Annotated in this window: 24 protein-coding genes and 1 riboswitch; of the genes, 6 read left to right on the top strand and 18 right to left on the bottom strand. The window is 65.2% G+C overall.

Features of this window, described 5'->3' with window-relative positions; translation table 11 throughout:
* Positions 1 to 13 precede the first annotated feature (13 nt).
* The 5 genes from ltaE to rnd form a co-directional block, all read right to left on the bottom strand.
* The gene (gene ltaE, locus MST27_RS13520) at positions 14 to 1039 is read right to left on the bottom strand and encodes a low-specificity L-threonine aldolase (protein WP_243606466.1); all 1026 of its coding nucleotides are present in this window, start codon (positions 1037 to 1039) and stop codon (positions 14 to 16) included.
* Positions 1040 to 1081: 42 nt separating this feature from the next.
* Positions 1082 to 2305 (bottom strand): M61 metallopeptidase family protein, encoded by a 1224-nt coding sequence (locus MST27_RS13515; RefSeq protein ID WP_243606465.1) that lies wholly within the window; start codon positions 2303 to 2305, stop codon positions 1082 to 1084.
* A 43-nt stretch (positions 2306 to 2348) separates the two neighbouring features.
* On the bottom strand, positions 2349 to 2798 hold the full coding sequence (locus tag MST27_RS13510; RefSeq protein WP_243606464.1) for a YcgN family cysteine cluster protein: 450 nt from the start codon (positions 2796 to 2798) through the stop codon (positions 2349 to 2351).
* A 109-nt stretch (positions 2799 to 2907) separates the two neighbouring features.
* Positions 2908 to 3201: a YcgL domain-containing protein gene (locus tag MST27_RS13505; RefSeq protein ID WP_243606463.1), complete on the bottom strand. Its 294-nt coding sequence runs from the start codon at positions 3199 to 3201 to the stop codon at positions 2908 to 2910.
* Positions 3198 to 4322, bottom strand: coding sequence for a ribonuclease D (gene rnd, locus MST27_RS13500; protein WP_243606462.1), 1125 nt, complete (start codon positions 4320 to 4322; stop codon positions 3198 to 3200). The genes MST27_RS13505 and rnd overlap by 4 nt, the downstream gene beginning before the upstream one ends.
* 142 nt (positions 4323 to 4464) lie before the next feature.
* On the opposite strand from rnd, the gene MST27_RS13495 reads away from it, so the two are divergent.
* Positions 4465 to 5310, top strand: a complete 846-nt coding sequence (locus MST27_RS13495) for a sulfurtransferase (RefSeq protein WP_243606461.1) — start codon at positions 4465 to 4467, stop codon at positions 5308 to 5310.
* A gap of 169 nt (positions 5311 to 5479) precedes the next feature.
* Positions 5480 to 6802, top strand: coding sequence for an OmpP1/FadL family transporter (locus tag MST27_RS13490; RefSeq protein WP_243606460.1), 1323 nt, complete (start codon positions 5480 to 5482; stop codon positions 6800 to 6802).
* A gap of 39 nt (positions 6803 to 6841) precedes the next feature.
* Here MST27_RS13490 and MST27_RS13485 read toward each other — a convergent pair whose 3' ends face one another.
* Positions 6842 to 7390: a glutathione peroxidase gene (locus tag MST27_RS13485; protein ID WP_243606459.1), complete on the bottom strand. Its 549-nt coding sequence runs from the start codon at positions 7388 to 7390 to the stop codon at positions 6842 to 6844.
* Positions 7391 to 7520: 130 nt separating this feature from the next.
* Between MST27_RS13485 and MST27_RS13480 the strand changes: the two genes are divergently transcribed.
* Genes MST27_RS13480 through modC form a run of 4 tightly spaced genes read left to right on the top strand, consistent with a single transcriptional unit; the run spans position 7521 to position 10873 of the window.
* Positions 7521 to 8333, top strand: a complete 813-nt coding sequence (locus MST27_RS13480; RefSeq protein WP_243606458.1) for a TOBE domain-containing protein — start codon at positions 7521 to 7523, stop codon at positions 8331 to 8333.
* Positions 8334 to 8344: 11 nt separating this feature from the next.
* The gene (gene modA, locus MST27_RS13475) at positions 8345 to 9115 is read left to right on the top strand and encodes a molybdate ABC transporter substrate-binding protein (protein WP_243606457.1); all 771 of its coding nucleotides are present in this window, start codon (positions 8345 to 8347) and stop codon (positions 9113 to 9115) included.
* Complete coding sequence (gene modB / locus MST27_RS13470) at positions 9102 to 9785, top strand: molybdate ABC transporter permease subunit (protein ID WP_243606456.1); 684 nt, start codon at positions 9102 to 9104, stop codon at positions 9783 to 9785. Before modA ends, modB begins: the two co-directional genes overlap by 14 nt.
* Entirely contained in the window at positions 9782 to 10873 is a 1092-nt protein-coding gene (modC, locus tag MST27_RS13465; protein WP_243606455.1) for a molybdenum ABC transporter ATP-binding protein, read from the top strand. The genes modB and modC overlap by 4 nt, the downstream gene beginning before the upstream one ends.
* 4 nt (positions 10874 to 10877) lie before the next feature.
* Here modC and MST27_RS13460 read toward each other — a convergent pair whose 3' ends face one another.
* Genes MST27_RS13460 through btuB form a run of 12 tightly spaced genes read right to left on the bottom strand, consistent with a single transcriptional unit; the run spans position 10878 to position 22164 of the window.
* The gene (locus tag MST27_RS13460; protein WP_243606454.1) at positions 10878 to 11609 is read right to left on the bottom strand and encodes an adenosylcobinamide-GDP ribazoletransferase; all 732 of its coding nucleotides are present in this window, start codon (positions 11607 to 11609) and stop codon (positions 10878 to 10880) included.
* Positions 11594 to 12187 carry a histidine phosphatase family protein gene (locus tag MST27_RS13455; RefSeq protein WP_243606453.1) on the bottom strand — a complete coding sequence of 198 codons (594 nt, stop codon included), beginning with the start codon at positions 12185 to 12187 and terminating at the stop codon, positions 11594 to 11596. The genes MST27_RS13460 and MST27_RS13455 overlap by 16 nt, the downstream gene beginning before the upstream one ends.
* Entirely contained in the window at positions 12184 to 13239 is a 1056-nt protein-coding gene (gene cobT, locus MST27_RS13450) for a nicotinate-nucleotide--dimethylbenzimidazole phosphoribosyltransferase (RefSeq protein ID WP_243606452.1), read from the bottom strand. Before cobT ends, MST27_RS13455 begins: the two co-directional genes overlap by 4 nt.
* Positions 13236 to 13757 (bottom strand): bifunctional adenosylcobinamide kinase/adenosylcobinamide-phosphate guanylyltransferase, encoded by a 522-nt coding sequence (gene cobU / locus MST27_RS13445; RefSeq protein ID WP_243606451.1) that lies wholly within the window; start codon positions 13755 to 13757, stop codon positions 13236 to 13238. Before cobU ends, cobT begins: the two co-directional genes overlap by 4 nt.
* A 25-nt stretch (positions 13758 to 13782) precedes the next feature.
* Positions 13783 to 15234, bottom strand: a complete 1452-nt coding sequence (locus MST27_RS13440; protein WP_243606450.1) for a cobyric acid synthase — start codon at positions 15232 to 15234, stop codon at positions 13783 to 13785.
* Positions 15231 to 16223, bottom strand: coding sequence for a threonine-phosphate decarboxylase CobD (gene cobD, locus MST27_RS13435; protein WP_243606449.1), 993 nt, complete (start codon positions 16221 to 16223; stop codon positions 15231 to 15233). Before cobD ends, MST27_RS13440 begins: the two co-directional genes overlap by 4 nt.
* Positions 16216 to 17127, bottom strand: coding sequence for an adenosylcobinamide-phosphate synthase CbiB (gene cbiB / locus MST27_RS13430; RefSeq protein WP_243606448.1), 912 nt, complete (start codon positions 17125 to 17127; stop codon positions 16216 to 16218). Before cbiB ends, cobD begins: the two co-directional genes overlap by 8 nt.
* Positions 17124 to 17774 (bottom strand): 5,6-dimethylbenzimidazole synthase, encoded by a 651-nt coding sequence (bluB, locus tag MST27_RS13425; protein WP_243606447.1) that lies wholly within the window; start codon positions 17772 to 17774, stop codon positions 17124 to 17126. The genes cbiB and bluB overlap by 4 nt, the downstream gene beginning before the upstream one ends.
* Complete coding sequence (locus MST27_RS13420; protein ID WP_243606446.1) at positions 17771 to 19066, bottom strand: cobyrinic acid a,c-diamide synthase CobB; 1296 nt, start codon at positions 19064 to 19066, stop codon at positions 17771 to 17773. Before MST27_RS13420 ends, bluB begins: the two co-directional genes overlap by 4 nt.
* Before the next feature lie 42 nt (positions 19067 to 19108).
* Entirely contained in the window at positions 19109 to 19720 is a 612-nt protein-coding gene (gene cobO, locus MST27_RS13415) for a cob(I)yrinic acid a,c-diamide adenosyltransferase (RefSeq protein WP_243606445.1), read from the bottom strand.
* Positions 19717 to 20286, bottom strand: a complete 570-nt coding sequence (locus MST27_RS13410; protein WP_243606444.1) for a hypothetical protein — start codon at positions 20284 to 20286, stop codon at positions 19717 to 19719. Before MST27_RS13410 ends, cobO begins: the two co-directional genes overlap by 4 nt.
* A 36-nt stretch (positions 20287 to 20322) precedes the next feature.
* Positions 20323 to 22164, bottom strand: a complete 1842-nt coding sequence (gene btuB, locus MST27_RS13405; RefSeq protein WP_243606649.1) for a TonB-dependent vitamin B12 receptor — start codon at positions 22162 to 22164, stop codon at positions 20323 to 20325.
* 112 nt (positions 22165 to 22276) lie between these two features.
* Positions 22277 to 22493: riboswitch (cobalamin riboswitch) on the bottom strand.
* Positions 22494 to 22626: the final 133 nt, after the last annotated feature.

Here is a 22626-nt window from a genome sequence, read left to right as displayed (position 1 = left end):
AGATTGAATCAAGCTATTCGACGGCGATTTGGTGCTGTGCTTCGGCAAATTCAGCGAAGGCCTGCAGGATCGGTTCGATGTGCACGGGCTGGATGTCCAGATGCGTGACGAGCCGAAGCCGCGGCGCTGCGGTGATCCGGATGCCGCGCTCGGCGCAGAAGGCCTTGAGCGACGCGGCACGGTCGCCGACCTGCAGGTAGATCATATTCGTCTGCACTGGCTCCACGCGGTAACCCAGGCTGCGTAGCCCGTCACCGAGCAGCCGGGCCTTCTCATGGTCATCGGCGAGCCGTTCGACATGCCTTTCGAGCGCATAGAGCCCCGCAGCGGCGAGCACGCCGGCCTGGCGCATGCCGCCGCCCAGCATCTTGCGCAGCCGCCTCGCCTTGCCGATCAGCGCCTCGCTGCCGCAAAGCACCGAACCGACCGGCGCACCGAGCCCCTTGGACAGGCACACCGATACCGAATCGAAGTGACGGGTGATGGCCTGCGGATCGCATCCGAGCCTGACCGCCGCGTTGAACAGCCGTGCGCCATCGAGATGCAGCGCCAGGTTGCGCTGACGTGTAAAGCGCCTGGCCTCGGCCAGATAGTCCAGCGGCAGGACCTTGCCGTGCATGGTGTTTTCCAGCGTCAGCAGGCGACTCCGCGCGAAGTGAAAATCGTCCGGTTTGATGGCCGCAGCCACCCGTTCGAGGTTCAGCGAGCCGTCCGCCTCCATTTCGATTGGCTGCGGCTGGATCGAGCCCAGCACGGCGGCACCGCCCGCCTCGTACTTGTAGGCATGGAATAGCTGGCCGGTGATGTACTCGTCGCCACGCTCGCAATGCGACATGAGCGCCAGCAGATTGCTCATGGTACCGCTCGGCACGAACAGCCCCGCCTCCAGGCCTAGCCGCGCCGCAAGCACGCGCTCGAGGCGGTCGACTGTGGGATCCTCGCCATACACATCGTCGCCCGTTGACGCGCTCGCCATGGCTTCACGCATGGCCGGCGTAGGTTGAGTGACGGTATCGCTGCGCAGATCAATCAGGTTCATGGTTGCCTCGCGTCCACCTCCGGCTACCCGCCGGGATGCCGATCAGCGCAACAGGCGCGTGTCGAGAACCGACGACGGACCGCCCAGCAGCGTTTCGGTGATGTTGATGAAATCGTCCGTCGTGACCCGATCAAGCCGCATCAGGCCGCGGGCCACGTCGTCGAGCGAATGTCGACTCTTGCTACGCTGACGGATCTCCTTGTCCAGCTCCTGGAGGAGAAGCACCGCCCGCGCCGTGACCGGTCCGCTCGAACGTTCGCCACGCAGGCTATCGACCTTGCGGCTCCACCGGGTCAGATGGTCACGGACCTTTTGATAACGGTCCTCGCTCAGGCCACCAGCTCGACGCATCAGTTCGACGGCGTAGTACTCGGCCAGCCCTTCGCTGATCCAGTCGCTGCGGTCAGCGTCGGAAATCCGGCTGAACACGTGGACCAGCTCATGAACGAGTGAGCTCGTGCCGTTCTCGCTGACCATGGGCCGATCGGCGTGCATGAACAGCGAATTAGGCCCCGACAGGCCACCGCGCCACATCGGGTCATCCGCACCAACGATCAGCAGCTTCTTCGGATCGCGCGGGAAGACAGCCTGCACCTCCGGCCAGACGAAGGTCAGCATCGTGAGAATGTCCATCCGTCGAACATCTTCACCGACAGGGGCGGCCACGGTGACATCCGTCTCGCCAAGCCGCGCCCGGCGGCTGCCCAGTTTCCCGGCCAGTATCCAGCCCGTCGGCCGGTCGAAAAGGCGTTCGTGATTGTCGACACGAAAACGGTTCTTGCCGATGCGTGGCCAGCCGGTCTCCACGCTCTTCCAGCCATCGGGCAGTGTGAACGCCAACCGCGACACGAGGCGAACGTCATCCTGCTGATCGATGCGTGCCGCCGGCACGAGATCGTCGCCACGCAGCAGCGCCCAGTCGGGTGTCATGCGTGCATCGAAGCGGCCATTCTTGCGCTGATGGGTGACCTTGACCCGGTAAGCCAACCGCGCCGTACCTTTGGCAGGGCGCCAGATACCCCGCCCTGCTTCGACCTGCCATGCCTCGTCGGAATCAGCCTTGAAATCGCTGTAATGCCCATCGTCCCCCAGGTTGAAGTCGAGGTAGCGAATCGCCGCGCCGTCCTCGAGCACCAGCTCGACCTCGGCCGCATCGTCCTGTGGAAGAAACCTGACGTTGATATCGAGGTCGACGCGCTTGGCAGCCTGGCTCTGCCCTAGGACAAGCGACAGCACGACGAACAGCAGAAACTGGCGAAAGTGCATTCAGACGGCTCCAGATCGGATTGGATATAGGGTCGGCGACCCGTCAACCGGCACGAAAAATGAGGTGGTCTTCCCAGTCATCCTCGGCAACCGTGCCTTCAGCCAGCATCCGGCCAGCTTGGGAAATGCGCTCGGCGTGGACCGCGTCCGGGTCCCCACAGACGAGATGATGCCAGAGCGGGAGATCCTTGCCCTCGGCGACCAGACGGTAGCCGCAGGTCGGCGGCAGCCACTTGAACTGCGCCGCATCGACGGCGGTGAGCTGCACGCAGTCGGGCACGCTGGCCCGACGGTTGGGATAGTCACTGCAGCGACAGGTGCCGAGGTCAAGCAGCTTGCAGGCGATGCGGGTGTAGTAGACGCTGCCGTCGTCCTCGTCCTCGAGCTTCTGCAGGCAGCAGAGACCGCAACCGTCACACAGCGACTCCCATTCTTCGGGGTCGAGTTCTGCCAGGGTCTTGCGCTTCCAGAAGGGTTCGACTTTCGCCGCCATGAATACTGCCACCTCGAATAAAGACGCGAGTCTACCACTGGCATCCGGGCGGCCAAGCGCCTAGAAGAAACCGCTCGCCCGCTGCCGACCACTGGCGCAGCGCCGTGCATCAGGCCGGATCGTTTCGCCGCAGCAACTCCTCAGGCAGATGCTCGATGTAGTCATCCTCGGGTGGCGGCATTTGCAGGTGAAAGCCCTGGGTCTCGATGTTCTCGAGCACCTTGCTGATGTCCTCGCGTGCCAGCTTGCGCTCGGGCGTGAGTACCAGGTCGAAGGCATGCTGGGGCGGCCCGAAGGCGGCGAGCAGGCCCTCCGGAACGCGTGTCAGCGCCTCGGCGCGGTCCACGTACAGATACATCTCGTTCTTGCGAAGGCTTTTGTAGATCGAGCAGATGCGTTTCATGATTGCCCCTCCAGGGCATCGAGCAAAGCCTGGCCCATTTTCTCGCGACGCCATCCGCGCAGCGAATCGGGCAAGGCATAGGGGCCATTCGGATAGCCGGTTTTCAACAGCGCCTCCAGCACTTTCTTGCGCAGCATCAGTTCGGGCGCAATGTCGAGTTTTTCGGCTTCGCATTGGCCGACCGCGCGCAACTTCTTGAGTAGCGAAGAGCACTCCAATGGCAACGGCTCGGGAAGCGGTGCAGGCCATTGCGATTCCGGCAGTGCCGCAGCCGATCGGATCAGCTCGAGCAGCGTTTCGCCGTCCTGGCGTACCGTGCGCGGATGCATGTCCTCGATGCGCGCCAGCGTCACCAGATCCCCCGGCTGCGTGCGGGCCAAGGGCCACAGGCTCGGCTCGCGCAGGACACGGTTGCGCGGCTGGTTGCGCGCCCGCGCCTGCCGCTCCCGCCAGGCACTCAGCGCCCGCAGCACGGCCAACTGGCGTGGCTTGAGGCGCCAGGCCTGCTTCACTTCGCGGTAGGCCTCGTCGGGATCGACTTCGCGCTGCAGATTCGCGACCAACTCGGCGCCATCCTCCAACACCCAGGCGCGCTTTTCATCGGACAGCCTGGGCAACAGCGCTTCGTAGAGTTCAGCCAGATGCTGAGCGTCCTCGACGGCATACTGGATCTGCGTCTCGCTGAGCGGTCGCTGTAGCCAGTCGGACCGGGTCTCACCCTTGGGCAGTTCGAGGCCGAGCACGGTCTGCACCAACCGCGAATAGCCCATGGAGAAGCCGATGTTCAGATAGCCGGCAGCGAGTTGGGTGTCGAACAGCGGCGCGGGCAGGCTGCCAGTGAGCCGCCAGAGAACTTCCAGGTCCTCGCTGCAGGCATGCAGCACCTTGACGACCGCCTGGTCCTCGAGCAACCCGGCCAGACCCGACCAGTCGCTAATCCGCAGCGGGTCGATCAGATAGGCGCGACGGCCGTCGCCAACCTGCAGCAGGGCTGCGATCGGGTAGAAGGTGTCCACCCGCATGAACTCGGTGTCCAGGGCCACGTAGGGCAATCCACGCCACTCGGCGCACAGGCGGGCCAGGTGAGCGTCGTCCAGGACCCATTGAGTTTCGATGGCCACTAGGCCCTCCTTTGGTTGTCGGCTTACCGCCGGCTCCGATCTAAGAGCCGCGAAGTATATATCGCGACCGCCGGTTCGCCGCGCAAAGATCGCCAGCCAGTCGGCGTGCTAACGTTCCGGGATCATCGAACGGAGCCCTGCCATGCCCCTTGCCCAATTGCTGTCTGCGCAGGCGCTGGTCGAACGCCTGACACAGCCCGACCTTCGCATACTCGATTGCCGCTTCGCGCTGGACGACCCCGAGCAGGGGGCCCGCCAGTACGCCGAGGGGCATATTCCCGGAGCGCAATATGCCGACCTCGAACGCGACCTGTCCGGTCCGGTCATCCCGGGTGTTACCGGGCGCCATCCACTGCCCCAGGCACAGGCACTCATTGCGCGTCTCCGGCATTGGGGCCTGAGCAACGACAGCCAGATCGTGCTGTACGACGACGGGCCAGGCGCATTCGCCGCCCGCGCCTGGTGGCTGCTGGCCTGGTTGGGCAAGCGCGACGGCGTGTACCTGCTCGACGGCGGCTACAAAGCCTGGCGTGAGGCTGACCTGCCGATCGACCTGCAGGCGACCATGTTGCCGATGGGGACCTTCGAAGGTCAGCCGGATGACGAACTGACGATCGACGCCGAGCAGATCCGGGCGGCGCTCGGTTCGGGTCAGCAAACGCTACTGGATGCACGAGCCTGGCCGCGCTTTCTTGGCGAAGTGGAGCCGATAGACCCGGTCGCAGGCCACATTCCCGGCGCCCACTGCGTGCCTTTCACCGACAACCTGGACGCCAACGGGCGCTTTCGTACGGTCGCCGAGTTGAAGAAGCGCTTCGGCCCCTATCTGGCCGAATGCCACGCGCAGCCCCTCGTGGCCTACTGCGGCTCGGGCGTCACCGCGTGCCACAACCTCTTTGCCTTGAGCCTGGCTGGCTATCCACTGGCCCGGCTCTATCCGGGTTCCTGGAGCGAGTGGATCACCCAGCCGGACCGACCGGTGGCCTAAGTGAAGGAAAATGGCCGATCGGTCAGCTTTCGCCCAACGAGTTTTGCCAGACATTGACTCGCTTATCGGCGCCGATCGTCGCGCTTTACGAAAAATTGCACTCTTTCGTTTGCCGCCAAACCCTGAAGCTTGATAGGGTCCGAGCCGCTTTTACCCCCGGAGTACAACAATGAAAACAACATGGTTGAAGACTGCACTTGCCGTCGCCGTAGGCGCCCTTTCCACTCAGGCCATGGCTGCCGGCTTCGCCCTCAACGAACAGAGCATCAGCGGCATGGGCACCTCGTTTGCCGGTCGTTCCTCCTCTGCCGATGACGCCACTACCCTGTTCGGCAACCCCGCCGGCATGTCCCGCCTCAAGCGCGAAGAAGTCAGCTTCGGCATGGCGGCGATCAATGCCAAGACGGATATCGATGACAATTCGGGCTCATTCTCCGGCCCTGCGCTGGGCGGCCTGAATCCGCCTTACGGCGGCAGCAACGACGGCGACATGGTTCCGGTCACCGCTGTACCGATGGGCTATTACGTCAAGCCTGTCGATGACAAATGGGCCGTAGGCGTGGGCATCTACGTACCGTTCGGCCTGGTAACCGATTACGAGAGCGGCTTCCAAGGTCGCTATTTCGGCGATTACAGCGAAGTACGCGTGATCACCGTGCAACCCACCGTGAGCTACCGCTTCAACGAAAAGTTGTCCGTTGGCTTCGGCCCGACGATCAACCGCATCGACGGTGAGCTACGTAGCGCATCGCCCAATCCGTTCGGCCCGCTTGGCTCGAACGACGGTCAGGTCAAGGTAAAAGGCGACGACACCGCCCTCGGCTTCAACGCCGGCTTGCTGTACGAATTCACTCCAAGCACCCGTGCCGGCATCACCTATCACTCGAAGGTCGGTTACAAGCTCGAGGGTGATACCAAGCTCTCCGGCGGCAGCTTCGATCTAGATGGCGCCTCCGGCAAATACGACGCCTCGCTCGATCTCGACACGCCCGAGTCGGTGGACCTGTCGGTGACTCACGACGTCAACGACCAGTGGACGGTATACGCTGGCGCCATGTGGACCCGCTGGAGCCGCTTCGAAGCGATCATCATCGAGAATGACGGCATCCCCGCATCGCTGCAGGGCAATCTCGCCCCCATCGTCGAGGAGCAGGACTGGCATGACACCTGGTCGTACGCGGTTGGTGCCGCATACAAGCTGAACAAGCAATGGACGCTGCGCACCGGCCTGGCGTTTGATCAGAGCCCAACTAACAACGTCCATCGTTCGCCACGTATTCCAACCGGTGATCGCACCGCGATCAGCTTTGGCCTCGCATGGAATCCAACGGATGACGTGACCCTCGACCTGGCCTACTCCTACTTGTGGGAAGAGGAAGTCGACATCAGCCGTAGCCGTTCCTACCAGGGTGGCGCGCTCGTCGCCAACTACGACGCCACCTACGAAAACAGCGCACACGGCTTCGGTGCCGGGCTGACCTACCGCTTCTGATACACCCTGCCCCGGCCGCTCGGCCGGGGCTTCCCCGCGCTACTTCTCCAGCGCCTTCTCCACTGCGGCGATCAGTTCCGGGTCGTCCGGCTCCACCTTGCTGGAAAAATAGTCCACCACCCGGCCTTCGCGGTCGACCACGTATTTGTAGAAGTTCCAGCGCGGTGCACCGCCGGCCTGCTCGGCCAGGACCTTGAACAACGGCGTTGCGTCGCGGCCGCGGACGGGCTGCGTCTGGGTCATCTGAAAGGTCACACCGTAATTCACATAGCAGACCTCGGCCGTCTCGGCGGCGTCCTCCGATTCCTGAAAGAAATCGTCTGACGGCACCCCAAGGACTTCGAGGCCCTCGTCCTTGTAGCGCTGATAAAGCGCTTCGAGCCCTTTGAACTGCGGGGCGAAGCCGCAAAAGCTCGCGGTATTGACCACCACCAGCGCCTTGCCCCGATAGCGCTCGCAAAGGTCGAGGGTTTCCTTGGCGCGCAGCTTCGGCAGCTCGTGCGCGAGCACGGCGGGGCACTCGGCAGCCAGCGCAGGGCCGGCCATCACGGTCAAGGTGAGACAAGCAGCAAACAGACGAACCTTCATGGACGTTCTCCCGGCCTGATCACCGCCAAGCTACTCCGCTGCTAGCGGCTCGGCAACGATTCGAACCCACCGCGCTATATACAAATCAATATAGCGCTTGGCAGAATGCCCGCTCGACAAGGGAGCCGACATGAACCCCTCCGCACCGCTGGACCCGTTGCGCATCGATGGCCGCCTCTGGTTCAACCGAGGTGAGAAAGGCTATCTCGGTGGCAAACGCATCGAACTGCTGGAACAGATCGAAGCCACCGGCTCGATCAGCCAAGCTGCCAAAGCCGCCAACCTCAGTTACAAGGCGGCATGGGACGCGGTTGACGCCATGAACAACCTCTCCGAACGACCGTTGGTCAAGCGCGCTGCAGGAGGTGCGGGCGGCGGCGGCACCCAACTGACCGATTTCGGCCGTGAAATGCTTCACGTCTGGCGTCGCATGCAACACGAATACGAGCGGTTTCTGGCTCAGGTGTCCCAGGGCATCGAGGGCTTCGACGACATCGACAAGCTGCTGAAGGCCATCGCCATGAAGACCAGCGCGCGCAACCAGTTCAGAGGGCGTATCACCCGGGTGGAGAAAGGCGCGGTCAACGGCAGCCTTCAGCTCGACATTGGCGACGGTCAGACGATTACCGCCACCCTCACCCATGACAGCATCGACGAGCTCCAGCTTGCCGTCGGCAAGACGGCCATTGCGCTGATCAAGGCCAGCTTCGTCCTGCTGACGCCAGATCCCGACACGCGGATCAGCGCGCGCAACCGGCTCACCGGCACCATCAGCGCGCTGGTACCCGGCGCCGTCAATTGCGACGTCAAACTCTCGCTGCCGGGCAACCGAACGCTCGGTGCCGTGATTACGAACGAGAGCGCCGAGGCACTTGGTCTGGCAGTCGGTCAACCCTGCACGGCGCTGATCAAGGCGTCGCATGTGATCATCGCCGTCGATTAGGAATCCGCAGAATGCCCATCACACGCTGGCCGCTTGCGCTGGTGCTCGGCTGGACCGCCTTCAGCAGCCATGCCGATGAAGTCCAGGTTGCCGTGGCGGCCAACTTCAGCGCCCCCATGCAAGCCATCGCCGAGCGCTTCGAACGCGACACGGGGCATCGCGCACTCCTCGCCTTCGGCTCCAGCGGCAAGCTCTACGCGCAAATACGCCACGGCGCTCCTTTCGGCCTGCTCCTGGCCGCCGACGAGAACATCCCCAAGCAACTGGAAAGCGACGGCCTCGTGGTCGACGGCAGTCGGTTCACCTATGCGATCGGTAAGCTGGTGCTCTGGTCGCCAACAGCGGGCTATGTCGACACCGAGGGCACGGTGCTCGGCGAGCGGCCATTCGCGCATCTCGCCATCGCCAATCCGAAAACGGCGCCCTACGGCGCAGCGGCCGTCGCTACCCTTGAGTCACTCGGCCTGAGCACTCGCGTGCAGGACAAGCTGGTGCAGGGTGAAAACATCGCCCAGGCCCACCAGTTCGTCGCCAGCGGGAACGCCGAGCTGGGCTTCGTCGCGTTGTCTCAGGTGATCGACAAGAATGGCGGCATCGCGGGTTCGGCCTGGATCGTCCCGCCCCGCTTCCATCCGCCGATCCGCCAGGATGCGGTGCTGTTGAACACCGCGGCGGATAACCCGGCGGCCCGCGCCCTGCTGGACTACCTGAAAAGCCCGGCAGCCACGGCGCTGATCAAGGGTCATGGCTACGACCTGGACGAGCCCGATGCTGCCGATTGACGAGTCCGGTCTTGCGGCGATCGGCTTGACGCTCAAGCTCGCCAGCGTCACCACGCTGATCCTGCTCTTGATCGGCACCCCCATCGCCTGGTGGCTGGCACGGACGGACTCGCGTCTTCGTGGCCCGATCGGTGCCGTCGTTGCCCTGCCGCTGGTGCTGCCGCCAAGCGTGCTCGGCTTCTACCTGCTGGTGGCCATGGGACCCAACGGGCCGGTGGGCCAGCTCACTCAGTGGCTCGGGCTGGGCACGCTTGCCTTCAGCTTCGCCGGGTTGGTGGTGGGTTCGGTGTTCTATTCCATGCCGTTTGTCGTTCAACCGCTGCAGAACGCGTTCGAGGCGATTGGCGAGCGGCCGCTCGAAGCGGCGGCGACGCTGCGAGCCAGCCCGCTGGATCGCTTCGTTCATGTCGTGCTGCCCCTTGCAAGACCGGGGTTCGTCACCGCCAGCGTGCTGGGGTTTGCCCACACCGTCGGTGAGTTTGGTGTCGTGCTGATGATCGGTGGCAACATTCCGGACAAGACCCGGGTGGTCTCCGTACAGATCTACGATCATGTCGAGGCCATGGAATACGCCCAGGCGCACTGGCTGGCCGCCGGCATGCTGGTCTTCGCCTTTGTCGTCCTGCTGATGCTCTATGGCGGCCGGCGCGCCCAGGTCTGGCGCGGATGAACGAGACGCCCCGTACGATCAGCGCCCGCCTCCAACTGAATCAGGGCGGCTTCAGCCTCGACGTCGACCTGCACCTGTGCGGGCGCGGTGTGACCGCCATTTTCGGGCCCTCCGGTTCGGGCAAGACGAGCCTGCTGCGCTGCATCGCAGGCTTGGAGGCACAGGCCGCCGGGCGCATCGAGGTCGATGGCGAATGCTGGCTCGACTCCGCTCGCGGCCTCTTCGTGCCGCCTCATCGCCGGGCGGTCGGCTATGTATTCCAGGACGCCAACCTGTTCAGCCACCTTTCGGTCCGGCGCAATCTGGAGTTCGGCATGAAGCGCGTGCCCGTCAGGAGCCGGCGCGTCGCCTGGGATCAGGCCGTACAGCTACTCGACCTCGACGCCTTGCTCGAGCGTGCGCCCGACCGGCTCTCCGGCGGTGAACGCCAACGCGTGGCCATCGCCCGCGCACTGCTGACCAGCCCTCGTCTGCTGCTGATGGACGAACCCCTGGCGGCGCTGGATGCGCAACGCAAGGCGGAAATCCTGCCGTATCTCGAGCGCTTGCACGAGCAGCTCGACATCGCCACCTTCTATGTCAGCCATGCGCCCGACGAGGTGGCGCGGCTGGCCGATCATCTGGTGCTGCTTCGTGACGGAGCCGTGTTGGCGCATGGCGAGCTGGGTGAAACCCTGGCACGGCTCGACCTGCCTACTGCCTTCGGTGACGAGGCCGGCGTGGTGATCGAATCGGAGATCATCGAACACGACCCGCACTACCACCTCACCCGGCTCGGCTTTGTCGGCGGTGAGGTGTTAGTGGGGTTGCGCCACGAGCCGGTCGGGCATCGCCTACGCTTTCGAGTCCATGCCCGGGACGTCAGCCTCGCGCTGGAGCGGGCACAGGGGACGAGCATCAGCAACCTGCTGCCGGTTCGTGTCGCGCAGCTCGCCGAGGCGGACACACCGGCCCACGTCCTGGTGCGTCTCGATGCGCAGGGCACGGCTGTGCTGGCACGCATTACCCGGCGCTCGGCGGATCAGTTGGCGGTCGCGCCCGGCAAGCAACTGTGGGCGCAGATCAAGTCAGTCGCGCTGCTTGATTGAGGGTTCAGACGCGCAGGGCCAAACCGACCAGCACCGCGCATTCGACCAGCTCCAGCATGGCGCCAGCGGTATCGCCTGTCGTGCCGCCGAGGCGCCGGCACATCGCACGCCGCGCCAGCATGCCAACCAGCAGCGCAACGGCCAGTGCCAGCCATCCGGCGGTGCCCAGCAGCACACACCCGATTGCCACCGCCAATAGCACCCACCGGGCCTCTCGGCGCGGCAGGTGCGTGGACAGCACCTGACCCAACCCGCCCGGCCGCACGTAAGGGGTATACAAGAACAGTGCGGGCAGCGCGGCCCGCCCGAGCAAAGGAGCCAGCAGCAGCGCCACCCGTTCGCCTTCGCCGAGCAGCACCCAAAGGGCCACGAACTTGAGCAACAGCAAGAGGATCAGCACCACGACGGCAGTCGGACCGCTGCGCGGATCCTTCATGATGTCCAGGGTCCGCTGGCGGTCGCCGAACCCGCCCAGCCAGGCGTCCGCACTGTCCGCGAGCCCATCCAGGTGAAGCGCGCCGGTGAAGGCCACCCAGACACTCAACACCAATGCTGCCGACAAGGCCGGCGCTGTCTGCTCCAGCACCAGGGCGAGCAGCCATAACCCGACCCCGAGCAACAGCCCCACCAGGGGATAGAACGACAGTGAGCGGCCTATGGCATCGGCCGAAGGCATATCGCGCAGGCGAATCGGCAGGCAGGTGAGAAATTGCAGCGCGATCAGAAAGGAAGACATGTCTCTTCCAGCCAGAGCGTTGCGTCGCGAAAGCCCACATTCAGCCCGAACAGGCTGGCGTGCCCAACCTCCACCTGAAGCAGCCTTTCGCGCGGCAGGCCGCGCGCTTCGGCAAGCAGCAGGCGCATCACGCCGGCATGGGTCACCAGCAAGATCCGCTCACCGGCCCAACGGTCGGCGAGCCGTTCCAGCGCCGTCAGCACCCGAGTTTCGAACACCATCAACGACTCGCCGCCGGGGGGCGTGAAGCCATAAGGATCCGCCCAGAAGCGGCCCAGCTGCTCGCTTCGGTCGAGCATGAGTTCAGCCGCGGTCAGGCCTTCCCATGCGCCGAAATCCAATTCACGAAACGCCGGCTCCACCTCCAGCTCGAGGTCTTGTCCCTCGGCCAGCTCTGCTGCGAAACGGGCGCATCGCTTGAGTGGCGAGCTGATGATGCGCGACCAGCCCGCCCGCTCGGCAACAGCCCGGCGCATCTGCTGCCAACCCTCGGCGGTCAGCTCGTCATCGAGACGGCCTCGAAAACCTCCCCCCCCCGTCGTCTCGCCATGCCGCAGCATGTCCAGATGCAGGTTCATGCGGACTGACCGGCTACAGCCGCCTCGGCAAAGGTGGCCATTTCATCGTGCAGGGCACAGGCCAGTCGCAACAAGGGCACCGCGAGCGCTGCCCCGCTCGCCTCACCCAGCCTCAGCTCCAGATCGAGCAGCGGCTGGGCGTCTAGCGCATCGAGGACCGCCAGATGTCCGGGCTCTGCCGAACGATGGGCGAACAGCAGCCAGTCACGACAACCGGGGTTCAGGCGCACCGCACAAAGCGCCGCGACACTGCAGATGAATCCGTCGACCAGCACGACGATGCCCTGCTGCGCGCACGCCAGATAAGCGCCGGTCAGCGCCGCCAATTCGAACCCCCCGAGCCGCTGCAGCCAATCCAGAGTGTCGTGCGGGCCGGCATGCCGCGCCAGCGCACGCTCGATGACGGCACGCTTGCGCGCCACGCCGGCGGCGTCGAGCCCGGTCCCGGGGCCGGCGAGCCGTTGCGGATCGCAACCGAGCAATGCGCACGCCAACGCCGCGGCCGTGGTGGTGTTGCCGATGCCCATCTCGCCACCGATAAAGAGTTCGGCCTGATGCTGCGCCTGCGCCCGATGCACGCTGTCGCGCCCCGCCGCCAACGCTTGGCGGCAGGTCTCGGCCGACATCGCCGGCCCCTGGACGAAATTCGCCGTACCCGGCCCTAGCGCCAGATGCCGTACCCCAGGCAAGGGCCCAACCGGATGAACCGTGCCGAGGTCGACCACCTCGAGCGCGGCCGACAACGCCCGCGCCAGCACGCTGATCGCAGCGCCACCACGGACGAAATTGGAGAGCATCTGAGCAGTCACCGACTGGGGGAAGGCAGAAATACCTTCGGCCGCCACCCCGTGATCACCAGCGAAAATGCTGATCCATACCCGGTTCAAGGCGGGCCGATCGCGCCCCTGGAGCCCGGCCAGAACCGGTACCAGGGCCTCGACCCGGCCAAGCGCACCAGGTGGCTTGGTCAGTTGGGCGTCACGACGCCGTGCGCGCTCGCGCGACGCCGAATCTGGCACACGGCAGGGCGCCTGCCACCAGGGTTCGTTCACAAGGGTTCTCCTTTCAGGATCATCGGCAATCCCGCCACGGTAAAGACGACTCGGTCGCTACGGGCGGCGATGGCCTGGTGCAGCCAGCCAGCCTCGTCGACATAACGGCGGCTCAGTTCACCCATGGGCACCACGCCAAGACCGGTCTCGTTGCTGACCAGCAACACGCGACCGGGCAAGCCGTCCAGGCAGTCGAGCAGCGCGTCGCGCTCACCGGCCAGGCGCGCCCTATCCTCCAGCATGAGCAGGTTGGTCAGCCAGAGGGTCAGGCAATCGACCAGCAGACAGCGCTCATGATCGGCGTGCTCACGCAACACCGTCGCGAGCGCCAGCGGCTCTTCCACCAACGCCCACCCAGCCGGCCGCCGCGCCCGGTGCTGGTCGATACGTGCAGCCATTTCGCTGTCCAGCGGCTGACTGGTGGCGATGTAGGTCACAGCCAGGCCGCTGTCGCTGGCGAGGCGCTCCGCCAGGCGGCTCTTGCCGGAGCGAGCACCACCGAGAATCAGGTCAAGCATCAGGTATTCCTCGCGCAGCGCGGCATCACAAGCCGCAGAGTTCGCGTAGCCGGTCGGTGTCCAGATGACGATCGATCAGGTCGGCGAGCCGGTCGATGTCACGCTCTCGCAAGCCGTGGTAGTCAATCCGCTCCACCGAAGCCAGCCCGGCCCAGCGCAGCAGCGCGGCACAGGCATCCGCCCCCTCGAACAAGCCGTGCAGATAGGTCCCGAAAACCTGGTCGTCGTCGCTGACGGCACCGTCGGCGCGGCCATCATCCAGGCGCACCGCTGCGCGTGCAGTCTCCGGGACCCGGGTGACACCGGCATGAATCTCGTAGCCGGTCACCTCGACATCGCCAAGACAAAGCCGCCCACGAACGTTACGCAGCTGCTTGTGCGCCGCCAATTCGGTGTGCAGGGGCAGCAGGCCGAGCCCGTGACTGACGCCTGCCGGTCCTTCCAGACCAAGCGGGTCGGCGACCGACTCGCCAAGCATCTGCAGCCCGCCGCAGATACCCAGTAGCTTGCCGCCGTAGCGCAGGTGCCGCTGGATGGCGCGGTCCCAGCCCTGCTCGCGCAACCAGGCCAGATCGGCCCGGACGCTCTTCGAGCCGGGCAGAATGATCAGGTCCGCCGACGGAATGGCTTCGCCAGGCCCGACGAAACGCAGGTCCACCTGCGGATGCAGGCGCAGCGGATCGAAATCCGTGTGATTGCTGATGCGCGGCAGCACCGGCACCACCACGCGCAGGCTCGACTCAGCCTTCGGCGCCTGGCGCACATCCACGGCATCTTCGGCCTCGAGGTGCAAGTCCATCAGGTAAGGCAGCACTCCCAGGACCGGCTTGCCGGTACGCGCCTCGAGCCAATCCAGTCCCGGCTGCAACAGGGCGATGTCGCCACGGAAGCGGTTGATCACAAAACCCTTCACCCTGGCCTGCTCGCTCGGCGACAACAGCTCCAGCGTGCCCACCAGATGCGCGAAAACACCGCCTTTGTCGATATCGGCGATAAGGATGACCGAGCAATCGACCGCCTCGGCAAAGCCCATGTTGGCGATATCGTTGGCGCGCAGGTTGATTTCCGCCGGCGAACCCGCGCCCTCCACCATGACCACCTGATAGGTCGCGCTCAGGCGCCGGTGGGACTCCAGCACCGCCTGCATGGCGACGCGCTTGTAGTCGTGGTAGGCCGTAGCGTCCATGCAGGTCACGGCACGGCCATGGATGATCACCTGGGCGCCGACGTCGCTGTTGGGCTTGAGCAGAATTGGGTTCATGTCGGTGTGCGGCACCAGACCGGCGGCCTGTGCCTGCACGGCTTGGGCGCGACCGATTTCGCCGCCGTCCACCGTGACCGCGCTGTTGAGCGCCATGTTCTGCGGCTTGAACGGGATCACCGCCACGCCCTGTCGCTTGAGCCAGCGGCACAGGGCGGTCACCAGGGTGCTCTTGCCGGCATCGGAGGTGGTGCCCTGCACCATCAGGCTGGTCATCCGCGAATGGCCTGGTAAAGCGTCAACGCCCTCGCCAACCGCGCCCAGCCGGCCTCGTCCGGCGGCAGCCCGAAGCGCAGGCTGGAGGGGTAACGAAAGCGTCGGACGAGAATGCCCTGACAGCCGAGAAACTCATGCAACATGTTCGCCTCCTCGGTCACGACCCATTGAAACAGGGCGCAACCGCCGGTCGGTGCCAGCCCTTGCGACGCCAGCAACTGCGCCAGGCGCTCGGTGTCCGCCAGCAGGCGCTGCCGTTGGCGCTGCTGGCCGGCACTGTCAGCCAACAGCGCACGGCCCAGGAAGCGCGAGGGGCCGGCGACCGACCATGGCCCAAGCATCCGGTCCAGCGCCTGCAACAGATCGGCTTCGGCGAGCACGAAGCCCAGCCGCGCACCTGCCATCGCGAAAAATTTGCCAAATGAACGCAGCACGATGAGACCGGGCAACTGACTGTGCACCGCGAGGCTGTGTTCCGGTGTCGCATCCATGAAGGCCTCGTCGACGACCAACCAGCCCCCGCGCTCGGCCAGCCGCGCATGCCAGTCGAGCAGCTGCCCCGGTGACAACAGGCGACCGGTCGGGTTGTTCGGATTGACCACCACCAGTACATCCAAGTGGTCCAGCGCCCGCGGCACGCTGCCTTCACTGAATTCGCTCAGCCGGTGACCTTCACGACGCCAGGCTTCGGCATGCTCCCCGTAGCACGGAGACACGATGCCGACCTGTGACCGCCGCCGCAGCCGTGGCAAGGCCTGGATCGCCGCCTGCGAACCGGCGACCGGCAGCAGCGAAGCCACCCCATAGTGATTGCGAGCGACCGCATCGAGCTCGTCTTCGACCTCCGGTAGGCGCAGCCAGGCCTCGCCCGGAACGCTGGGAAGGTCGAATCCATAAGGGGCGATGCCGGTCGACAGATCCAGCCAGTCGGCCAGTGGAATCTCGAACTGCCGCGCCGCGGCGCGCAGCCTGCCGCCATGTTCAAGCATGCAAACCGGCCCCCACCAGTAACACCAGGATCCAGACGCCGACACCCGCCCAGACCATGTCCAGTGCACGCTCGATGTCGCGTGGCCCGGGTGAATCTCCCTCACCCAGCACCGGTCTCTGGTGCAGTTCGCCGTGATAGATCGCCGCGCCGCCCAGGGTCACGCCAAGCGCCCCAGCACCGGCCGCCATCACCGGGCCGGCGTTGGGGCTGTCCCACAGCGGTGCCTGGGTGCGCCAGCAGTGCCGAGCGCGGCGCGTCTGCCCCAGCACGGCATAGGTCAGAGCCACCAGCCTGGCCGGGACGAAGTTAAGCAGATCGTCGATGCGCGCCGCAGCCCAGCCGAAGCGCTCGAAGCGCTGGTTGCGGTAACCCCACATGGCATCGAGGGTGTTGCTCAGGCGATACAGGACCACGCCGGGCGCGCCCGCCAATGCAAACCAGAACAGTGCCGCGAAGACGGCATCGCTGCCATTCTCCAGCGCCGACTCGGTCGCGGCACGGGCGACGCCCTGCGCGTCCAGCTCACGGGTGTCGCGGCTGACGATAAAGCCTACGCGTCGACGCGCTTCGGGCAGGTCGCCCTGGCGCAACGCACGTGCGACCGGCAACAGGTGATCGCCCAGGCTGCGCAAGCCCAGCGCGAAGTAGAGCAGCAGAATCTCGACCAGCCCGCCGATGCCGGGCAGGCGTGACAGCAACCAGGCCAGGGCCGTCAGCGGCAACACAGCGAGGCACCAGGCGGTCACGCCATGGCTGCGCCAGCCTCGCCCATCGAGCCCGTTGAAATGGCGCTCCAGGGTATCGGCCCAGCGTCCGAACGCCACCAGCGGGTGTCCGCGTCGTGGTTCGCCGAGCAAGGCATCCATACCGATGCCAGCCAGGCAGGACAACGCCAGGCTCATGCCGGGTTGCCCCAGCAATCGAGGTAGGAAAGCTCGGCCAGTGGCCGTGGCTGGGCCCAGCCTTCGAGCGCCAGCATCGGCGCGGGATAGAAGGTCTCGACCGGACCTAAACAAAGGATCGCGATGGGCTTGGCACCCTCGGGCATCTGCAGCAAGGCGGCCAGCTGCGCAGGATCGAACAACGAGACCCAGCCCATGCCCAGCCCTTCGGCACGCGCAGCCAGCCAGAGGTTCTGAATCGCGCAGGACGCCGACGCCAGGTCCATTTCCGGCAACGTGCGGCGGCCGAAGATGTGTTTCTCGCGGCCATCCATCAGCGCGACGACCAGGACTTCCGCACAATCACGGATGCCCTCGACCTTGAGTTGCATGAAGGCGTCGCCGCGCTCGCCCAGCGCGGCCGCCGTGTTAAGACGCTCTGTCTCCACCAGCTCCGCGATGGCAAGGCGAAGTGCGGGTCGGCGGATACGCACGAAACGCCAGGGCTGCATCAACCCGACGCTCGGCGCCTGATGAGCCGCTTCGAGCAGGCGAGCCAGCAGTTCGGGAGCAATCGAGCCACCGGCGAAATGCCGCATGTCGCGCCGCTCGGCGATAGCACGATAAACCCCGGCACGCTGTTCTTCGGTAAAGACGGGATCGGTCATGGCGTCAGCAGGGCCGCAGCGGCCACCGGATCGGATGGCATGTAGAAATGAATGTACGAAGCCGTCAGGCGGCCCTGACGATACACCGCTTCGGCGGTGCGTTTGTAGTTCGGGCATTCGCCGCGCGCCAGTGGCTGCATCGGCGAGTCGAGCGCCGAGTGATGATAGGTGTGCCCGCGCAGTCGACCTTCCGGTAACTGCACCTCCTGGAGGGCCAGCGCGGCCAGGCGCTTCTGCATGCGCGCCTCACCGGGCAGCAACCCGAGCATATCCTCGCGTGCGCCCTCCCGATCAGTCAGACCCTCGAGCAAGTAGAGCATGCCGCCGCACTCGGCCAGCGTAGGCTTGCCGGCGTCATGATGGGCGCGTATCGCCTCCCCCATGGCACGGTTGCGAGCCAAAACCTTCAGATGCAGCTCCGGATAGCCACCGGGTAGATAGAGGCTATCGACGGCCGGCAGACGCGCGAACCTGAGCGGTGAAAAGAACAGCAGCTCAGCGCCCATGGCCTGAAGCAGATCGATGTTGGCCTGATAGACGAAGGCGAATGCGGCATCGCGTGCCACACCGACCCGCACGCCTTCGAGCAGCGGCGGCCGATCCAGGACAGCCGGCGGTGAGAAACAGACCGGCGCGGGCAGGTCACCGCCTGAACTCTCGGCCAAAGCGTCCGCCGCGGCGTCGAGGCGCGCATCCAGATCGGCCAGCTCCTGTGCTTGCACCAGCCCGAGATGGCGGCTCGGTAGGCCGACCGCTTCACTGCGCGGCATGGCCCCGAACCAATCGATGTGCGCCGGCAGGCAGTCGCGCAGGATTTCGCCATGACGGGGGCTGCCGACACGGTTGGCGAGCACGCCGGCAAACGGCAGGTCCGGCTGATAGCTTGCCAGGCCATGAGCGAGCGCGCCGAAGGTCTGCGCCATCGCGGACCCATCGACCACGGCCAGCACCGGGACGCCGAAGTGCCGTGCCAGATCCGCCGCCGATGGCGTGCCGTCGAACAGCCCCATCACCCCCTCGATGAGGATGAGGTCCGCGTCCCTTGCCGCCTCCCAGAGCAGACGCCGGCTCTCGGCTTCACCGACCATCCAGAGATCGATCTGGTAGACCGGATGACCGCTGGCGCGGGCCAGCACCATGGGATCGAGAAAATCCGGGCCGCATTTGAAGACCCGCACCCGCCGCCCCTGCCGCGCATGAAGACGCGCCAGACCGGCGGTGACGGTAGTCTTGCCCTGGCCGGACGCCGGAGCAGCAACGAGCAATGCAGGACAGTGGCGCGCTTCATTCATCCGCGAGCATCCTGTCCGGCGCTCCGGTGCTTGCTGGCGGCATCAGAACTCGATTCCCTTCTGCGCTTTGACCCCGGATTTGAACGCGTGCTTGACCAGGCTCATCTCGGTAACGGTGTCGGCGGCCTCGATCAGCGCAGGTGGCGCGCCCCGGCCGGTCACCACTACATGCTGCAGCAGCGGCCGCGATTCGATATCGGCCAGTACGGTGTCGAGTTCCAGGTAGCCGTACTTCAACGCGATGTTCAGCTCATCGAGCACCACCAGGCCGATCTGGGGGTCACTCAGCAGCTCGACCGCTACCGCCCAGGCCTCGCCAGCCTTGGCAATGTCGCGCTGACGATCCTGGGTTTCCCAGGTGAAGCCCTCGCCCATCACGTGGTAGCGAACGTCCTCGGGGAACCGCCGAAAGAAATTCTCCTCGCCCGTGCTCGCCGCACCCTTGATGAACTGAACCACGCCCACCTTGATGCCGTGGCCGAGCGCACGCGCCACCATACCGAAGGCCGAGCTGCTCTTGCCCTTGCCGTTACCGGTGTGAACCAGCAACAGGCCATATTCGTCCTGGGCCGCGGCGATCTTCTCATCGACGACCGCCTTCTTGCGTTGCATCCGCGCGCGATGCCGGGCGTCGCGTTCAGCCGACTCGGTCATGCGCGAGCCTCCGCCCGCTGAGCGCTGACGCCGCGCAGGCCGACATAGAGCGCCGTCGCGACGCCGACGTAGAGCGCCATGTTGGCGAGGTTGCGCGGGTAGTAATGGAGGATCCGCTCAGCCAGTTGCGCCAGCGTCGGGTCCGCATACTGGCCTGAGAAAAACAGATAGCCACCCCCGGAGAAGAGGTAACCAACGAAGGCGCTCAACGCCATGCACGCCATCAGCGTCGCCAGACTGTGCCAATGCGCCTGGTGCAGCCGGGCATAGGTGCGCCCGCCCAACCAGAGCGCACCGTAGGCCGGCAGCAACAGCCAGTAGGAGGGCGACAGGCAATAGCTGCTGGCGGTCTGCCAACCGACGCTTGCAAGATCCAGCAGTGACGCCTCCACGAACAGCATGGGGAAAACCCAGCGCGGCGCCAGCAAGATTCCCGCGACGAAGAACACCGCCCACGAGGCGCTCGGCAGGTTCACCGAGGCAAGATGCTGCCCGCGGGTCACGGCCATCAGCGCCACCAGGGCGACGCCAACGGCCAGTTGGGCTCGGGGGGACAGTTTGATCATGCGTGTTCTCCTTCGGTTTCGTCGCACCCTGTGCGATCAGAGGGCCTGATAGCGAACGGTGAAATAGACCGCTTGGCCAGGCTGGTTGTAGCCGTCAATGGTCTGGTAGTTGGCATCCAGGAGGTTGGCGACACGCGTCTGCAGTCGCCATTCCTGATCGATACGGTACTCGGCGCGCAGGTCGAGGGTCGCGAAACCGCCCAGCTCGGTCTGGTTGGCTGCGTCATTGTAGCGGGCGCCTTCGGCATGCAGGGTAGCGCCCACACTGAAGCGATCGAACGCGCGGTCCATTTCCAGATTGAAAAGCTGTTGCGGGCGGCGCGGCAGGCTTCGACCGTTGTTGGCACCGTCCGAACGGTTTTCCGCTTCGAGCAGGGTTGCATTGGCGCTCCAGAACCAGCCCTGCCAGTCGCTCGCCATATTGAACTCCGCCCCATGGATCAGGGCCTCGTCCACGTTGATATAGCCGTTGTTGGGGCCCGTCGCGGCGATCAGGTTATCGATCTCGTTGCGGAACAGGTTGACGCTCCAGCTGCCCCAGCCAGGTTGCCCTTCGAGACCGACCTCGAGATTCTTCGACTCCTCGGGTTCCAGGTCCGGGTTGCCCTCGTACATGCCGAAGAAGCCAGGGTAGTAAAGCTGAGTGAAGGTCGGCGCCTTGAACGCAGTGCCGTAGCTGACATAACCGCGCAGGCTCTCGGCCAGCGCATAACCCAGAGCAACCGCGCCGGTGTTGTGGCCGCCGAAGGTTTCGTTCACGTCGCGGCGCGCGTTGAGCTGCCAGTCGAACCGGCCTGCGCCCCCCAGATATTGAGCGAAACCACCATTGTTGTGCCGTGAATTCATCTGGTAGTCGGAATCGCTGCTGAGCTCGTCCTGCAGATAGTCGTACCCCAGGGTCAGGGTGTGCCGCTCCGCCAGCTCGATGTCGTTCTGCCAGGAAAACTGGTCGCGGCGGGAATCGAAGCGTGACGAGAAGCTTCCGTCGCTGTAGCTGTCGCTCTTGTCCTGGCTGCGCCCGGCTTGCAGCGTGACCATCCAGTTGTTCAGCGGCGCATAGCGTGCGCTGCCTCCGACGACGTGTTGTTCGCCGTCCATGTAGGCGTCATCGCCGCCGTCGTATTCGTTGTGCGTCTTGGCCCGCAGCAGGTTGCCGGCCAGTTCCAGCCCGTTGTCGAAACGGTAGCCGACGTTCAGCGAGCCGGCCAGATTGCGATAGCCGTCGGCGTCCGGATCGTTGGAGAAGCTGTTGTGATTGGTCGCATCGATCCCATCGGTGTCCTCGCTGTTGATACCCAGACTGTACCAACCCTTGCCGTCACCTCCGGTGATCCCCGCACTACCGCTCAGGGTGTCATGCGTGCCATAGCCCGCCGAGAAGAATGGTCGCGCGCCCTGCCCCTCACCCTTGCGCGTGAATATCTGGATGACGCCACCGATGGCTTCAGAACCGTAGAGGCTCGAACGCGGCCCTCGTACCACTTCGATACGTTCGATCAGCTCGACCGGAAAGTCCTGGTAAGCCGCAGCACCGTTGCTGACGGCACCGACCTTCACGCCATCGATGAGCACGATCATGTGGTCGGAGTTGGTGCCACGCAGAAAAAGGTTGGTGGTCTTGCCCGGACCGCCATTGTTGGCCAGCGACAATCCCGGCACACGGCGCAGAACGTCCGGCAGCGAGGTTGCCTGGCTGCGCTCGATCTCCTCCCGGTCGATGACGGTCGTTGCCGCCAGCGCCGGCGTCGGCGTATCGACTCGAGTGGCCGTGACGACGGTCGAGTCGAGGTCGAGCGAGGTTTGCGCAGCATGCGCGAAGGTGAACGGCGCGAGGCCGAGCAATGCAAACGCCGCGGTTGTATTGAATGACTTGCAGATCAAGGTGGGGTCTCCGTCGTGCCCGCCGCACGACATCCAGTCGATAAGGGCAGACGGAAAGGGGCGACAGGAATGCACCCCACGGGCGCACGCCGATCAGCGCCCACCGCGCTGCCGTGAAGTGCGACAGGCCGGTCTCCGGGCTTGCGAGTGGACCCTTCGGGGTCCGAGAACCGCGCCTTCCCGTGCCTGCGGCACAGTGGCGTCGAGCGGTTCGTGACTCGCCTACCGTTGCGGGGGCAGCGCCGGAATCTTCTACGAATGGACCGGCTTCCCTGTTTCACCCGACTGGCGTTTCGCCAGGGGGCACCTGAAGCAGCGCGGAGGTTAGTCCAAGGCCCTGTGCCGCGCAACCGAAAGCGATGTCGCCCGGGGATGCGAAGCGCTTTTACCGGAACGCTGGCGCGCTCCAGGCTTCGAATAGGTTAACGTGCCCCCGGAAACCGGAATCCCGAAGAGAAA

Source organism: Stutzerimonas marianensis, from assembly GCF_022810315.1.
In the GTDB taxonomy this organism is placed as follows: Bacteria; Pseudomonadota; Gammaproteobacteria; order Pseudomonadales; family Pseudomonadaceae; genus Stutzerimonas; species Stutzerimonas marianensis.
This window is presented reverse-complemented; position numbering and strand designations above follow the sequence as displayed.

Excerpts from the sequence above, each read along its gene's own strand:
- ltaE (WP_243606466.1), bottom strand. The coding sequence starts at position 1,039 with ATGAACCTGATTGATCTGCGCAGCGATACCGTCACTCAACCTACGCCG.
- MST27_RS13515 (WP_243606465.1), bottom strand. The coding sequence starts at position 2,305 with ATGCACTTTCGCCAGTTTCTGCTGTTCGTCGTGCTGTCGCTTGTCCTA.
- MST27_RS13510 (WP_243606464.1), bottom strand. The coding sequence starts at position 2,798 with ATGGCGGCGAAAGTCGAACCCTTCTGGAAGCGCAAGACCCTGGCAGAA.
- MST27_RS13505 (WP_243606463.1), bottom strand. The coding sequence starts at position 3,201 with ATGAAACGCATCTGCTCGATCTACAAAAGCCTTCGCAAGAACGAGATG.
- MST27_RS13495 (WP_243606461.1), top strand. The coding sequence starts at position 4,465 with ATGCCCCTTGCCCAATTGCTGTCTGCGCAGGCGCTGGTCGAACGCCTG.
- MST27_RS13490 (WP_243606460.1), top strand. The coding sequence starts at position 5,480 with ATGAAAACAACATGGTTGAAGACTGCACTTGCCGTCGCCGTAGGCGCC.
- MST27_RS13485 (WP_243606459.1), bottom strand. The coding sequence starts at position 7,390 with ATGAAGGTTCGTCTGTTTGCTGCTTGTCTCACCTTGACCGTGATGGCC.
- MST27_RS13480 (WP_243606458.1), top strand. The coding sequence starts at position 7,521 with ATGAACCCCTCCGCACCGCTGGACCCGTTGCGCATCGATGGCCGCCTC.
- modA (WP_243606457.1), top strand. The coding sequence starts at position 8,345 with ATGCCCATCACACGCTGGCCGCTTGCGCTGGTGCTCGGCTGGACCGCC.
- modB (WP_243606456.1), top strand. The coding sequence starts at position 9,102 with ATGCTGCCGATTGACGAGTCCGGTCTTGCGGCGATCGGCTTGACGCTC.
- modC (WP_243606455.1), top strand. The coding sequence starts at position 9,782 with ATGAACGAGACGCCCCGTACGATCAGCGCCCGCCTCCAACTGAATCAG.
- MST27_RS13460 (WP_243606454.1), bottom strand. The coding sequence starts at position 11,609 with ATGTCTTCCTTTCTGATCGCGCTGCAATTTCTCACCTGCCTGCCGATT.
- MST27_RS13455 (WP_243606453.1), bottom strand. The coding sequence starts at position 12,187 with ATGAACCTGCATCTGGACATGCTGCGGCATGGCGAGACGACGGGGGGG.
- cobU (WP_243606451.1), bottom strand. The coding sequence starts at position 13,757 with ATGCTTGACCTGATTCTCGGTGGTGCTCGCTCCGGCAAGAGCCGCCTG.
- MST27_RS13440 (WP_243606450.1), bottom strand. The coding sequence starts at position 15,234 with ATGACCAGCCTGATGGTGCAGGGCACCACCTCCGATGCCGGCAAGAGC.
- cobD (WP_243606449.1), bottom strand. The coding sequence starts at position 16,223 with ATGCTTGAACATGGCGGCAGGCTGCGCGCCGCGGCGCGGCAGTTCGAG.
- cbiB (WP_243606448.1), bottom strand. The coding sequence starts at position 17,127 with ATGAGCCTGGCGTTGTCCTGCCTGGCTGGCATCGGTATGGATGCCTTG.
- bluB (WP_243606447.1), bottom strand. The coding sequence starts at position 17,774 with ATGACCGATCCCGTCTTTACCGAAGAACAGCGTGCCGGGGTTTATCGT.
- MST27_RS13420 (WP_243606446.1), bottom strand. The coding sequence starts at position 19,066 with ATGAATGAAGCGCGCCACTGTCCTGCATTGCTCGTTGCTGCTCCGGCG.
- cobO (WP_243606445.1), bottom strand. The coding sequence starts at position 19,720 with ATGACCGAGTCGGCTGAACGCGACGCCCGGCATCGCGCGCGGATGCAA.
- MST27_RS13410 (WP_243606444.1), bottom strand. The coding sequence starts at position 20,286 with ATGATCAAACTGTCCCCCCGAGCCCAACTGGCCGTTGGCGTCGCCCTG.